At 71.8% G+C, this 13,525-nt stretch carries 10 protein-coding genes; 4 read left to right on the top strand and 6 right to left on the bottom strand.

Translation table 11 applies throughout. The annotated features are described in order from the left end of the window. Window positions 1-67: 67 nt before the first annotated feature. Window positions 68-880, bottom strand: coding sequence for a TetR family transcriptional regulator (locus tag CP983_RS08245; RefSeq protein ID WP_185843955.1), 813 nt, complete (start codon window positions 878-880; stop codon window positions 68-70). Between the two features lie 187 nt (window positions 881-1,067). Further along, entirely contained in the window at window positions 1,068-2,873 is a 1,806-nt protein-coding gene (locus CP983_RS08240; RefSeq protein ID WP_150499119.1) for a 3-hydroxyacyl-CoA dehydrogenase family protein, read from the bottom strand. Window positions 2,874-3,251: 378 nt separating this feature from the next. Here CP983_RS08240 and CP983_RS08235 point away from each other — a divergent pair, with 378 nt between their 5' ends. After that, entirely contained in the window at window positions 3,252-3,827 is a 576-nt protein-coding gene (locus tag CP983_RS08235) for an adenylosuccinate lyase (protein ID WP_125526848.1), read from the top strand. Here CP983_RS08235 and CP983_RS08230 read toward each other — a convergent pair. From CP983_RS08230 to CP983_RS08215, 4 genes are all read right to left on the bottom strand, one after another. Continuing rightward, the gene (locus CP983_RS08230; RefSeq protein ID WP_150499118.1) at window positions 3,818-4,387 is read right to left on the bottom strand and encodes a GNAT family N-acetyltransferase; all 570 of its coding nucleotides are present in this window, start codon (window positions 4,385-4,387) and stop codon (window positions 3,818-3,820) included. The genes CP983_RS08235 and CP983_RS08230 overlap by 10 nt on opposite strands. Window positions 4,388-4,427: 40 nt before the next feature. Further along, on the bottom strand, window positions 4,428-4,826 hold the full coding sequence (locus CP983_RS08225) for a RidA family protein (protein WP_107907981.1): 399 nt from the start codon (window positions 4,824-4,826) through the stop codon (window positions 4,428-4,430). 53 nt (window positions 4,827-4,879) lie between these two features. Next, complete coding sequence (locus CP983_RS08220) at window positions 4,880-6,430, bottom strand: alpha/beta hydrolase (RefSeq protein WP_150499117.1); 1,551 nt, start codon at window positions 6,428-6,430, stop codon at window positions 4,880-4,882. Between the two features lie 136 nt (window positions 6,431-6,566). Next, the gene (locus tag CP983_RS08215) at window positions 6,567-7,610 is read right to left on the bottom strand and encodes an Rv2578c family radical SAM protein (RefSeq protein WP_150499116.1); all 1,044 of its coding nucleotides are present in this window, start codon (window positions 7,608-7,610) and stop codon (window positions 6,567-6,569) included. 192 nt (window positions 7,611-7,802) lie between these two features. Here CP983_RS08215 and CP983_RS08210 point away from each other — a divergent pair, with 192 nt between their 5' ends. The 3 genes from CP983_RS08210 to CP983_RS08200 all read left to right on the top strand — a co-directional run bounded on the left by CP983_RS08210 (window position 7,803) and on the right by CP983_RS08200 (window position 13,459). After that, window positions 7,803-8,246, top strand: coding sequence for an SRPBCC family protein (locus tag CP983_RS08210; protein ID WP_107907984.1), 444 nt, complete (start codon window positions 7,803-7,805; stop codon window positions 8,244-8,246). Between the two features lie 190 nt (window positions 8,247-8,436). Then, entirely contained in the window at window positions 8,437-10,836 is a 2,400-nt protein-coding gene (locus CP983_RS08205) for an MFS transporter (RefSeq protein ID WP_150499115.1), read from the top strand. Between the two features lie 187 nt (window positions 10,837-11,023). Further along, window positions 11,024-13,459, top strand: coding sequence for an ATP-binding SpoIIE family protein phosphatase (locus tag CP983_RS08200; RefSeq protein ID WP_150499114.1), 2,436 nt, complete (start codon window positions 11,024-11,026; stop codon window positions 13,457-13,459). Window positions 13,460-13,525 lie beyond the last annotated feature (66 nt).

The raw sequence follows: 13,525 nt of genomic DNA, 5'->3' as shown, positions 1-13,525 counted from the left end.
GCGATGGTTCCCGCCGGGGGATCCATCGCGTGCGTACCGAGTCGGGCCCGGGGCCGGACCGGACCGCCTAGGCCCGCTCCTTCAGCGCCTGCTCGATCGTCCGCATCACCTCGTCCAGCGGGGCGTCGGTCCTGGCCACCGTCACCAGCACCTCGCCCTGCGCGGCCACCGAGGCCGGTGCCGTGCGCGGGGCGGTGTCCCGGCCCGCCCCGATGCCCGATCCGAAGGTCCTGCGGACGATCGCGAAGGCGTGGTCGAGCTGTGCCTCCACGTCGCCCTGGCCGCCGGCCCGCAGCCAGCGCCGCAGTACGTGGTTGTGCGCGGTGACCACGGCCGACGCGGCGACCTCGGCCAGCAGCGGGTCGTCGTTGGCGTCGTCGTCGTGGGCGTGCTCGTCGAAGTGGCCGAGGAGGTAGCGGGTGAAGAGGCGCTCGTAGCGGGCGACCGACGCGATCTCCGCCTCGCGCAGGGTGGGCACCTCACGCGTGAGCTTGTAGCGGGCGACCGAGATCTCCGGCCGGGCCGCGTACATCCGCATGACTTCCTTGATGCCGCGGCACACCGTGTCGAGCGGGTGCTCATGGGCCGGGGCGGCGTTCAGGACCGCCTCGGCGCGGATCAGGGTGTCGTCGTGGTCCGGGAAGATCGCCTCTTCCTTGGAACGGAAGTGGCGGAAGAACGTACGGCGGGCGACCCCGGCCGCGGCCGCGATCTCGTCGACGGTGGTCGCCTCGTACCCCTTGGTCGCGAACAGCTCCATCGCCGCGGCCGCCAGTTCGCGGCGCATCTTGAGCCGTTGAGCGGCCGCGCGACTGCCGGCGGCACTTTCCGGCGCGTCGGGCGTCGTGGGTGTACGTGAGGACTTGGCGGGCTGGGACATGACCCGAACGTACTGCATGTGCGCAGCTTGATGCGCATGCACGGGGTTTCCCCCGCCCTTCGCGGGCGGGGGAGTACCGGGTTCGGCGGTCGGGGCCGGGCCGCGCCGGACGACCGGGGGAGAGCTGCCGGGGTCCAGCAGCCCGCCCCACTCCTGACCGTCTCTGAACCAGTCGCCGGGACGTCCCTTAGCGGCGGGCATATTCGCGGAAGCCGCGGCCCGTCTTGCGGCCGAGGCAGCCCGCGGCCACCAGGTGCTCCAGGAGCGGCGCCGGAGCCAGACCCGGGTCGCGGAACTCGCGGTGCAGGACCTTCTCGATCGCGAGGGAGACGTCGAGTCCGACGACGTCCAGCAGCTCGAACGGGCCCATCGGGTAGCCGCCGCCCAGCTTCATCGCCGCGTCGATGTCGTCGAGGGTGGCGTAGTGCTCCTGCACCATCTTGATCGCGTTGTTCAGGTACGGGAACAGCAGCGCGTTCACGATGAACCCGGCCCGGTCGCCGCAGTCCACGGCGTGCTTCCTGATCCGGCCGCAGACCTCGCGGACCGTCGCGTGGACGTCGTCGGCCGTCAGGACCGTGCGGACGACCTCGACCAGCTTCATCGCCGGCGCCGGGTTGAAGAAGTGCATGCCGATCACGTCCTGCGGACGCGAGGTGGCACGGGCGCAGGCGACGACGGGCAGCGAGGAGGTGGTGGTGGCCAGCACCGCGCCCGGCTTGCAGACCTTGTCCAGCGTCGCGAACAGCTGACGCTTGATCTCCAGGTCCTCGGCGACGGCCTCGACGGCGAGATCGACGTCGGCGAACGCGTCGTAGCTGCCCGCCGCGGTGATCAGGTCCAGGGTCCGCGCGGCGGCCTCGGCGGTCATCCGCCCCTTGTCCACGGAGCGCGCCAGGGACTTGCCGATCCTGGCCTTCGCGGTGTGCGCCTTCTCCTCGCTGCGGGCGGCGAGCACGACCTGGTACCCGGCCTTGGCGAAGACCTCCGCGATCCCGGACGCCATGGTGCCGGAGCCCGCGACACCGACGGAGGTGACGGTCCGGCCCGGGGTCAGGGCGGCGCCCTCCAGCGGCGTCAGCGCGTCCCGCACGACGGTGGCGCTGCCGGGGGCCTCGTAGGTGTAGAAGCCACGGCCAGACTTACGGCCCGTCAGGCCCGCCTCGCTGAGCTGCTTGAGGATCGGCGCGGGGGCGTGCAGCCGGTCGCGGGACTCGGCGTACATGGCGTCCAGGACCGTACGGGCGGTGTCGACGCCGATCAGGTCGAGCAGCGCCAGCGGACCCATCGGCAGGCCGCAGCCCAGCCGCATCGCGGCGTCGATGTCCTCGCGGGAGGCGTACTTCGCCTCGTACATGGCGGCGGCCTGGTTGAGGTAGCCGAACAGCAGGCCGTCGGCGACGAAACCGGGCCGGTCGCCGACCGCGACGGGCTCCTTGCCGAGGTCCAGGGCGAGGTTGGTGACCGCGGAGACGGCCGTCGGCGCGGTCAGCACCGAGGAGACCACCTCGACCAGCCGCATCGCCGGCGCCGGGTTGAAGAAGTGCAGGCCGAGCACCCGCTCGGGGCGGGCCGAGTCGGCGGCGAGCCGGGTGACCGACAGGGCGTTGGTGCCGGTCGCCAGGATCGTCCCGGGGCGCACGATCCCGTCCAGCTCGCGGAAGATCTGGTGCTTGATCTCGTACGACTCCGGAGCCACCTCGATGACCAGGTCGGCGTCGGCCGCGGCCCGCAGGTCGGTGAAGGTGCGGACGCGGGCGAGAGCGTCCGTGCGCTCGTCCTCCGTGAGCCGGCCGCGCTCCACGGCGCGGGCGGTCGAGGACTCCAGTGCGGCGACGGCCTTGGCGGTCGCGGCCTCGCTGATGTCGATGCCGATGACCTCGCGACCGGCCTTCGCCAGGACCTCGGCGATACCGGTGCCCATGGTGCCGAGGCCGACCACGGCGACGGTCTTGAGCGGGGACTGAGGGGTGTCGGACAGGGGAGTGGCCATCGCGGGACTCCAGGAATGAGGGTGACGACTGGGAGCGCGCCCGAGTGCGCGAAGAGCGCGCACCGGGTGCGGATGAGGAGACTGAGTGCGGGTGTTGCCGGGCTGCTGGCGCACACGCCCGGTGCCGTCGCCGAGAGCGTGCACACGCCTCGGGGAACAGCGATCCGACCGGCCCTGTCCCGGAGCCGAGTCGTACTGAGGTACCTGAAGTACCGAACCGACCAGCACTCGCGGCGGCTGCGTCACCAGGCCGCTGCAAGCAAGTGTGCGAGTGGGTAACTCGCTCGTATGAGCTTAACCGGTGGGTAACGAGCGCGCCAGCCCCCGTCTTTGTGATGTAGGTCCCGTACCGCGGGCCGCTTGCATACGCTCGGCATCATGGACGAAGAGTTGCGATCACTCACGGAGCGCTTACGGCAGGAGTCGGGAGCGTCGGCCGCGTACGACCGCCTCGTGGCGACCGGGGACCTCGACGAACTGGCGGAGGTGCTGGTCGCGCCGGGGCAGCCGCTGTGGGCGAGGGAGTTGGCCGCGTTCCGGCTGGGCCTCGCCCGGGACCGGCGGGCCTTCGAGTCGCTCGTCCTGCTGCTCAACCATCGCGATCCGGAGCGCTGTGTCTCCGCAGCCCACGCCCTCGCCCGCCTCGGCGACCCGCGCACGGCCCGCGCGGCCGCCGCCCTCGCCACCAACGAACTCCGCGTCGCCTACGCGCTGCACCCCGTCCGGCTCCTGGTCGAACTGCGCGCCCCCGAGGCCGTCCCCGCCCTGATCACCACCCTGGAGCGGCGGCTGCGTCCGCACGACCCCTACCGCCGGGTGGCCCTCGCCTGTGTGGACGGGCTCGGCGCGCTGGGCGACGCGCGGGCCCGGCAGGTCCTCAACGAGGCCCTGGCCCATCCGACCCTCGCGGAGGCGGCGGTACGGGCGCTGGCGCTGATCCCCCGTCAACGGTGAGGCGTCAACTCCCGCGCGTACCGCACCTCCGGCACCTCGACCCCCTCCACCTCGAAGGGCTCCTCGGCGCCGTCCGCGCGGAAGCCCGCCCGCTCGTAGAAGCGGCGGGCGCGGGCGTTGTCCTTGAGCACCCACAGCAGCATCCGGGAATGACCGGCGGCCGTGCAGCGGCGCACCGACTCCTGGAGCAGGGCGTGCCCGATGCCGGTGCCGTACCGCCCGGGGTCGACGTAGATGGCGTACAACTCGACGTCCTCGGTGCGCGCTTCGCCGTCGCGGTACGGACCGTGGCAGGCCCAGCCGACGATCTCGCCGTCCCTCCCCCAGTGCCTGGACGGCCTGGGAGGTGCCCCCACGGCGACCAGGTCGACCACGCTTGCGTCGCGCTGCGAGAAATAGCCGCGCCGGCGCTCGGCGTCCCGCGCCACATCCAGGGCGTCCAGGTAGGACTGCGGTACCAGTCCCCGGTAGGCGCTGCGCCAGCCGCCGATGCGGATCTCGGCGACCCGGTCGCAGTCGGCCGGGGTCATGGGGCGGATCCGTATGCGGTCGTCGTCCATGAAGGGACCCTAGGCGTGCCGGCCGGGGCGGCGCGGCCCATTAACCCGGCAGCACCGCGTACGCCTCCACCTCCATGAGGAACTCCGGACGCACCAGACCGGCGACCCGGACCGCCGACGCGGCCGGCAGCCGGTCGTCGGGTATGTGCTCGGCGCGGGCCGCGCGGACGGCGGGCATATGGGCCATGTCCGTGACGAAATAGGTGAGTTTGACGACATCGTCGAAGGTCGCCCCGGCGGCGGTCAGACAGCGCCGCAGGTTCTCGAAGACCTGGCGGGCCTGCGCCGCCGCGTCGCCCTCGCCGACGAGTTCGCCGTCCTCGTCCAGGGCGAGCTGGCCGGAGACGGCGACGAAACGGCCGGTGCCCAGCACGACGTGCGAGTACTGGGCGGCGGGGGCGACGCCGTCGGGGGCGGGAATCCTGGTCAGCTCACTCATGCGTCCATCGTGGAGCATGGCACTGACAACGCCCCCGACGGGTCATCGGCCGCTCAGTGCCGGAAACCGAGCAGTCCGTGCAGTTCGGCGCCGCGTGACGCCGTGACCTTGGCCTTGGCGCTCAGCGGCTTCGGGTCGGGCCGCGCGTCGCACACCGCGTCGACCGTGCCCGTGCCGCGCGGCACCGTGCCGTCCGCGAGGTAGGCCGCGAGGTGCTTGTCCAGGCAGGCGTTCCCGCCCAGCGTGACCGCGTGGTTGCCGCCGCCGCGCTCGACGACCAGGCTGGAGCGGGCCAGCCGCCGGTGGGCCGTGACGGCGCCCTCGTACGGGGTGGCGGCGTCGTCGGTCGCCTGGAACAGCAGCATCGGCGGCACCTTCGTATTGGCGATGTCCACCGAGCGCAGCGAGTTCGTCGGCCAGAACGCGCACGGCGCGTTGTACCAGGCGTTGTTCCAGGTCATGAACGGTGCCTTGGCGTACACGGCCCGGTTGTCCGTCCGCCACCGCCGCCAGTCGCGCGGCCAGGAGGCGTCCCGGCACTGCACCGCCGCGTAAACGCTGTAGCCGTTGTCGTCGGAGGCGTCGGCGGCACCGAAGTTCGCGTACGCCTCGGTCAGCGGGGCGGTGTCCTTCTTGTTCGCGTACGCCGCGAACGCCTCGGCGAGGTAGGGCCAGTAGCCGTTGTAGTAGCCGCCGGGCAGGAAGGTGTCCTCGAGTTCCGAGGCGCCCACCTTGCCGCCGGCCGGCTTCCTGGCCAGCGCCGCCCGCATCGCGTACCACTTGGCCTCGACCCGCGCCGGGTCGGTGCCGAGCCGGTAGGTCGCGTCGTGCTTGGCGATCCAGGCCATGAGGGCACGGTGCCGGTCGTCGAAGGCGATGTCCTGCGCGAGGTTGGCGCCGTACCAGACGCCGGTCGGGTCGACGACGGAGTCCAGGGCCGCCCGGCGCACCCGCTGCGGGTAGAGCTTGGCGTAGACGGCGCCCAGATAGGTGCCGTACGAGTAGCCGAAGTAGTTGATCCGCCGCTCGCCCAGGGCCGCACGGATGCGGTCGATGTCGCGCACGGAGCTGATGGTGTCGATGTACGGCAGCACGCTCGCGTACTTCTCGGCGCAGGCCCGCGCGAAGGCCCGGGCGCGCGACAGGTTGGCCTGCTCAGCGCGCGGTGTGACCGGCACGGAGTCGGGGCGCACCGGGGCGAAGTGGCGCGGCTTGCAGTCGAGGGCGGGCTTGCTCCTGCCGACCCCGCGCGGGTCGAACCCGATGACGTCGTACTGGGCGGCGACGGCCTTGGGCAGCGCCGAGGCGACGAAACCGGCGAGGGTCAGGCCGCTCCCGCCCGGGCCGCCGGGGTTGACCAGCAGGGGGCCCTGGTACTTCTTCGCGGTGTGCGGGACGCGGGACAGCGCGAGGGTGATCCGCCGGCCCTGCGGGGCGCTGTGGTCGAGCGGCACTTCGAGGGACGCGCACTGGAGCCTCGGGTACTTCGCGGTGCCGCACTTCTTCCAGGCGAGGGGCGCTGTCTGTGCCTGCGCGGGGACGGCCGTCACGGTCCCGGCGACGAGGACGGCGGCGCCGCACAGTACGGCTGCGCGTTTTCCCATGGGGTCCTCCCCAGGACGGAGGGTCTGGGGCCGCGAGGGTCGCGGTCCTGGCCGCATCGTCCCGGCATGGACGCCCGGGAGAACTTCTTATGATCACACTTGACCCGATTGGGTCGAGGGATGCCCTCCAATGCTCTCAAATGAGCGAGAGTTGGGTCGGCTCGGTTGTCGTCGCCCCGGCCTCGGCAGGCTCCGGTTCGCGGATCCGTCGGGGCATCCCCGCCCGCGAGGGGCCGATGCCGTACTCCTGCGCCAGGTCGTGGACCTGACGGGTGATCCGGCGCTGGTACCACTTCGGCGCGTAGGCGCCGTCCGCGTACAGCCGCTCGTAGCGGCGCACCAGATACGGGTGCTCACGGCCCAGCCACGCCATGAACCACTCACGGGCCCCGGGCCGCAGATGCAGCACCAGCGGGGTGACCGAGGTGGCCCCGGAGGCGGCGATCGCCCGCACGGTGGCCCGCAGTTGCGCCGGGCTGTCGCCGAGGAACGGGATCACCGGCGCCATCAGTACCCCGCACCCGAGTCCGTGCTCGGTCAGGGTCCGTACGACGTCCAGGCGCCGTTCCGGGGCGGGCGTGCCCGGCTCCACGGTGCGCCACAGCTCGGGGTCGACGAAGCCGACCGACACCGAGATGCCGACGTCGGTCACCTCGCTCGACTGCTTCAGCAGGTCGAGGTCGCGCAGGATGAGCGTGCCCTTGGTGAGGATCGAGTAAGGGTTGGCGTGGTCCCGCAGGGCGGCGAGGATCCCCGGCATCAGCCGGTAGCGCCCCTCCGCGCGCTGGTAGCAGTCGACGTTCGTGCCCATCGCTATGTGGTCGCCCTGCCAGCGGCGCGAGGCGAGCTGGCGGCGCAGCACGTCCGGCGCGTTCACCTTGACCACGATCTGGGAGTCGAAGCCGAGGCCCGTGTCGAGGTCCAGATAGCTGTGCGTCTTGCGCGCGAAGCAGTACACGCACGCGTGCGAGCAGCCCCGATAGGGGTTGACCGTCCACTCGAAGGGCATGCGCGAGGCGCCCGGCACCCGGTTGAGGATCGAGCGGGCCCGGATCTCGTGGAACGTGATCCCGGCGAACTCGGGCGTGTCGAAGGTACGGGTGACCACCGCGTCCGCGCCGAACAGCGCGGAGTCGGCACGGCTGTGGTCGGACTCCAGGGTGAGGTTCTCCCAGCGCATGAGGCCTCCTCGGTAGCACTGCCCACAGAATAGAACACATGTTCCCTTGATCGTGCGACCTCTTGCCGTGCTTCGTTTTCGATCACTGTGCGACCGCTTCGGGGAAGAGTTCGGGACCCCGATTTGGGCGGGCCGGGAGCGGGGTGGTTGGCTTGCTCCAGCCCCCGAGAATTCTGGTCCTGGAGGAAGTCAATGGCGCAGGTCGAGGCCACTACGGAGCGGGTCGTCGCGGCGGACGCGGAGAAGGTGTTCGACGCCCTCGCCGACTACAGCGGCACCCGGCAGAAGCTCCTGCCCGAGCACTTCAGCGAGTACGAGGTGCGCGAGGGCGGCGACGGCGAGGGCACCCTCGTCCACTGGAAGCTCCAGGCCACCAGCAAGCGGGTGCGCGACTGCCTCCTGGAGGTCAGCGAGCCCACCGACGGCGAGCTCGTCGAGAAGGACCGCAACTCCTCCATGGTCACCACCTGGCGGGTCACCCCGGCCGGCGAGGGCAGGTCCCGGGTCGTCGTGACCAGCACCTGGCAGGGCGCCGGCGGCATCGGCGGCTTCTTCGAGAGGACCTTCGCGCCCAAGGGCCTCGGCCGGATCTACGACGCGCTGCTGGTCAAGCTCGCCGCCGAGGTCGAGAAGTAGCACCTGCCGGCCGACCCGGGGAGGCGACTTCCCGGGCCCTTCAACCCACCGGTGCCCGGCGGTCGTTGGCCCCCTCACCGGATCGGGTGGATTCCATCGTCGACCGACCCGGTTCCGTAACTCGTCGCGCTTGCTCGTAGTTGTTCGCTTACGCGGAAATTGTGCAGCAGCGCGACGAGGGGAACGGCACGTGGGCGGGAGCACTCTGGTACAGGACGAACCGGTCGCGGCGGCGCCGGACGTCCCCCCTCCCGCACCGGCGCCGGCCGGTGAACTCGGCCCGCGCCGGGTGCGGTTGGTCTTCTTCGGCCTGATGCTCGCGCTGCTGCTCGCCGCGCTGGAGCAGATGATCGTCGCCACCGCGCTGCCGAAGATCGTCGGCGAGCTGCACGGCCTGGACAGGATGTCCTGGGCGATCACCGCCTACCTGCTCACCGCCACAGTCGGCCTCCCGGTCTACGGCAAGCTCGGCGACCTCCTCGGCCGCAAGGGTGTCTTCCAGTTCGCGATCGTCGTCTTCGTCATCGGCTCCGCGCTCGCCGGCCGGGCCGCGACCATGGACCAGCTGATCGCCTACCGCGCGATCCAGGGCATCGGCGCGGGCGGGCTGATGATCGGCGTCCAGGCGATCATCGCGGACATCGTGCCGCCCCGCGAACGCGGCCGCTTCATGGGCCTGATCGGCGCCGCGTTCGGCCTCGCCTCGGTCGCCGGACCCCTGCTGGGCGGCTACTTCACCGACCACCTCTCCTGGCGCTGGTGCTTCTACGTCAACGTCCCCTTCGGCTTGGTCACCCTCGCCGTCGTCACGGTCGTGCTGAAGCTGCCCAAGCCCGCCGGCCGGGCCCGCCTCGACATCCTCGGCGCGCTGCTGCTGGCCGCCGCCTCCACCTGCCTGGTCCTGCTGACCAGTTGGGGCGGCACCGAGTACGCCTGGGACTCCCGAGTCATCCTCGGCCTCGGCGCGGGCGCGGCCGTCGCCGCAGTCCTCTTCCTCGTCGCCGAGCACTTCGCCGCCGAACCCCTCATCCCGCTACGGCTGTTCAGGGACTCCGTCTTCAACGTCACCGGCCTTGTCGGCCTCGTGATCGGCGTGGCCCTGTTCGGCGCCGCCAGCTATCTGCCGACCTTCCTGCAGATGGTCGACGGCGCCACCGCCACCGAGTCGGGCCTGCTGATGCTGCCGATGATGGGCGGCATCGTCGGCGCCTCGATCGTCTGCGGCCAGCTCATCAGCCACACCGGGCGGTACCGGATCTACCCCGTGCTCGGCAGCGCCCTGTCGGTCCTCGGCATGTGGCTGCTGTCCCGCCTGGAGAGCGACACCCCGCGGCTGCACTACAGCATCTGGATGGCCGTGCTCGGCGCCGGCATCGGCATGGTGATGCCCGTGCTGATCCTCGCCGTGCAGAATTCCGTGCGCCCCACCGACCTCGGCACCGCCACCAGCGCCAACAACTACTTCCGGCAGATCGGCGGCAGCGTCGGCGCGGCGATCTTCGGCACCCTGTTCGCGGCCCGGCTCACCGACGCCCTGGCCGAACGGCTCCCCGCGCACGCCGGCGCGCACCTGCCCGAGCCCGAGTCCATCACCCCGCAGCTCGTCCACTCGCTGCCCCCGGCGCTGCGCGACGCCTACATCCAGGCCTACGCCGACGCCATGCCGAGGATCTTCCTCTACCTCGTGCCGGTGCTGGTGCTCGGACTGCTCATCGCCTGCTTCCTCAAGGAGATCCCCCTCGTGAACAGCGCAGCGTCCCCCGACGCCCCCGCCCCCGAGACGGCATCCGCCCCGGTGAACTCCCGCGTCCCGCAGGCCCGTTCCGCGCACGCCCCCTCGCTCCCCGTCCACGGCACCGTGCAGCACCCCGACGGGACGTTCGTACCGCACGCGGCGCTCACCCTCATCGACGTCGCTGGGCAGCAGGTCGGCCGGGGCGCGAGCGGCCAGGACGGGCGGTACGCGCTGGCGGCGCCCGGCGCGGGGGCGTACGTCATGATCGCCGCGGCGGGCGGGCACCAGCCGCAGGCCGTCACCGTGACCGTCGGCGAGCGCCCCGTCGAACTGGACATCGTCCTCGGCGGCGCCGGACGCCTCGCCGGAACCGTGCTCACCCCGGACGGCACCCCCGTGGACGCCACCGTCACGCTCACCGACGTCCGGGGCGAGGTCGTCGCCACCACTCGCAGCGGACGCGAGGGCGGCTACGTCATCACCGAGCTGGTCGCCGGCGAGTACACCCTCGCCGCGAGCGCGCCCGCCTTCCGGCCTGCCGCCGTCCCGGCCACCGTGAAGGCGGCCCGCGAGACCCGCCAGGACATCGAACTCGCCGGCGGCGCCCTGCTGCGGGGCACCGTGCGGGCGTGCGGCGGACGTCCCGTCGAGGACGCGCGCGTGACGCTCCTCGACGCCGCCGGCAACGTCATGGACACGCTCACCACGGGCCCCGACGGCACCTTCCGCTTCGTCGACCTGTCGTCCGGCGAGTACACCGTCATCGCCGCCGGTTACCCGCCGGTCGCCACCGTGCTCCAGGTCGCCGGAGGAGGCCGAACGGAACGAGATCTTCAGCTGAGTCACGAGGACTGAACCGGAACCACCCGCACCCGGGCTGTCCAGCGCGGACGCGCCGGGGGCGGACACCGGCGCACACTGTCGCCCGCCAATGATCCCGATACATCAATTCCCGTATTGAGTCACATCATCGAGGCACCGAGCCGTACGGTGGTGAGGGCGCGCAGATCTTGCGGAGCCTTGGGGAGAGAGGGCCTGGGCCATGAACCGTGGCACCGAGAGGGACGGCGCGGTGACGGAACACGCCGCGTCCGGACGCATCCCGCTGGCCGTGGTCGTGGTGGACCGCGAAGGCCTGGTCTCCCACTGGAGCTCCGGCGCACGCCGTCTGTTCGGCGCCACCAAGGAAGAGGCGCTCGGCCGACCGGCCGTCGATCTGCTGCCGGTCTCCGGCGCACTGCCCGAGGACGACGACCCCTCGCTGTACGGCGCCTACGGGGCGTACGACGGACTCGGCCACGATCTGGAGACGTCCCTGGACGGGCGGTTGTACTACCCCGCCGCGGGCCGCGCCCGGCTCACGGTCCCCGAGCGGGACCGCGTCGACGTGCTGTGGTGGGCCTACCCGCTGATCGGCCCCGGACCGGAGCGGCTCCTCGTGCTCGGCGCCGACGTGGGCCGCCTCCGGCAGGAGGACGGCGAGGACGACCCCGGCTTCGATCGCGTCGCGCCCGGCTTCGCCCTGCACACCGACTTCCCCGGCGCCGAGGATCTCGCGGGCAAGCTCCCCGAGATCCTGCCCAGCATGAGCGTCGACGAGAGCGCCCGCATCGTCGGCCAGATCCTCGAACTGGGCTATCCGGTACTGGAGTTCAGCCAGAACGACCGGGTGCCCGTCACCCCCGACTGGGGCGTGCCCCGGCGCGTGGAGCGCAGGGCACGCCGTGAGCGCGCCGCACAGGCGGCCGCCCAGGGCTTACCCATACCGCGGGAGTACTCCGACGAGGCCGAGGACCTCGAGTACACCGCGGTCCGTGAACGCCTGGAGTTCCTCAACGAGGTCAGCGGCCGCATCGGCACCTCCCTCGACCTGTCGCGGACCATCGTCGAGGTCAGCAGAGCCGTGGTGCCCCGGTTCACCGACGTCGCCGGCACCTATCTGCGCGAACAGGTCGTCGCCGGCGAGGGATTCCCCGACGGGGCGCCGGACACCACCACCATGTGGCACCGGGTCGCCGTCGAGCACACCGACGAACCCGGCCGCTGGGACGACGTCGTACCGGTCGGCGAGGCCATGCCCTTTCCGGCCCACACCCCCTTCTTCCAGTGCATGACCAGCGGTGAGCCCGTCCTCGTGCCGCGGATCAGCGAGCAGATGGGCCACGCCATCGCCTCGCAGTTCGAGAAGCGGGACATCCGGCCGCTCATCACCGGCCGTTCCATGCTTGTCGTCCCGCTCAAGGCCCGCAATGTGGTGCTGGGCTTCATGATCCTGCTGCGTCACCCGGAGCGCGTCGAGTTCAACGACATGGACCGCGTCACCGGCGCCGAACTCGCCGCCCGCGCGGGCCTCGTGCTCGACAACGCGCGCATGTACACCTACCAGGAGAGCGTCGCCGAGACCCTCCAGGACAGCATGCTGCCGCACATCCCGCCGCGCATGGCGGGCTGCGACATCGCCACCCGCTATCTGCCGGGCACCCTGCTCGGCCGGGTCGGCGGCGACTGGTTCGACTCCGTGAAGCTCCCCGGCGCCCGCACCGCCCTCGTCGTCGGCGACGTCATGGGCCACGGCCTCAACTCGGCCGCGATGATGGGGCAGTTGCGCACGGCCGTGCAGACCATGGCCGCTCTCGACCTGCCGCCCGCCCAGCTCCTGCGCAACCTCGACGACCTCGCCCAGCGCCTCGGCGACACCTACCTCGCGACCTGCCTGTACGCCGTCTACGACCCCATCGCGAGCGAACTGCACATCGCCAACGCCGGTCACATACCGCCCGTCCTCGTTCGCGCCGGCGACGGGCGCAGCGAGCTGCTCGACCTGCCCACGGGAGCGCCGATCGGCGTCGGCGGGGTGCCCTTCGAGGCGGTACGCGTGCGTGTGCGACCCGGCGACCGACTGGTGATGTGCACCGACGGCCTGGTCGAGATGCGCGGCGAAGACATCGGTGTCGGACTCGCGACCCTCTGCGAGTCCGCAGCCCACCCGGCCGCGTCCATGGACGACGCCTGCGACACCATCATCCGCGCGCTCAACACCCGCGGCGGCCGCAAGGACGACGTCGCCCTGCTGATGGCCCGCCTCAACGGCATCGAACCCGAGGACGTCGCCTCCTGGCGCATCGGCCTCGACCCCGAAGAGGTCGGCCGGGCCCGCGATGTCGTCCGTGAACAGCTGCACGACTGGGGCCTCGCCCGCCTCGCGGACACCGCCGAGCTGCTGGTCAGCGAGCTGGTCACCAATGCCCTACGGCACTCCCACGGCCGCCCGGTCGAACTGCGCCTCGTCCGCGGCGACACGCTGCTGTGCGAGGTGGACGACGACGATCACGATCTGCCGACCCTGCTGAGCGCCGGCCCCTTCGACGACGCCGGACGCGGGCTGCGCGTGGTGAGCATGCTCGCGCGCGAGTGGGGCACGAGCCGGACGAGCACCGGCAAGACCGTCTGGTTCGAACTCACGCTCCCGCGACGCTGATTCCCGGCTCTCGGCGCCTCGAAGACCTGCGACTTGTGACGCGCAGGGCGTGCAACGGCGCACGAG

Source organism: Streptomyces chartreusis (assembly GCF_008704715.1).
GTDB lineage: Bacteria > Actinomycetota > Actinomycetes > Streptomycetales > Streptomycetaceae > Streptomyces > Streptomyces chartreusis.
The sequence above is the reverse complement of the archived record's forward strand: the minus strand, read 5'-3'. Positions and strand labels throughout refer to the sequence as shown.

Bases quoted from the DNA above. Each gene is read 5' to 3' on its own strand.
- CP983_RS08245 (WP_185843955.1), bottom strand. From the start codon at position 880: ATGTCCCAGCCCGCCAAGTCCTCACGTACACCCACGACGCCCGACGCG.
- CP983_RS08240 (WP_150499119.1), bottom strand. From the start codon at position 2,873: ATGGCCACTCCCCTGTCCGACACCCCTCAGTCCCCGCTCAAGACCGTC.
- CP983_RS08235 (WP_125526848.1), top strand. From the start codon at position 3,252: ATGGACGAAGAGTTGCGATCACTCACGGAGCGCTTACGGCAGGAGTCG.
- CP983_RS08230 (WP_150499118.1), bottom strand. From the start codon at position 4,387: ATGGACGACGACCGCATACGGATCCGCCCCATGACCCCGGCCGACTGC.
- CP983_RS08225 (WP_107907981.1), bottom strand. From the start codon at position 4,826: ATGAGTGAGCTGACCAGGATTCCCGCCCCCGACGGCGTCGCCCCCGCC.
- CP983_RS08220 (WP_150499117.1), bottom strand. From the start codon at position 6,430: ATGGGAAAACGCGCAGCCGTACTGTGCGGCGCCGCCGTCCTCGTCGCC.
- CP983_RS08215 (WP_150499116.1), bottom strand. From the start codon at position 7,610: ATGCGCTGGGAGAACCTCACCCTGGAGTCCGACCACAGCCGTGCCGAC.
- CP983_RS08210 (WP_107907984.1), top strand. From the start codon at position 7,803: ATGGCGCAGGTCGAGGCCACTACGGAGCGGGTCGTCGCGGCGGACGCG.
- CP983_RS08200 (WP_150499114.1), top strand. From the start codon at position 11,024: ATGAACCGTGGCACCGAGAGGGACGGCGCGGTGACGGAACACGCCGCG.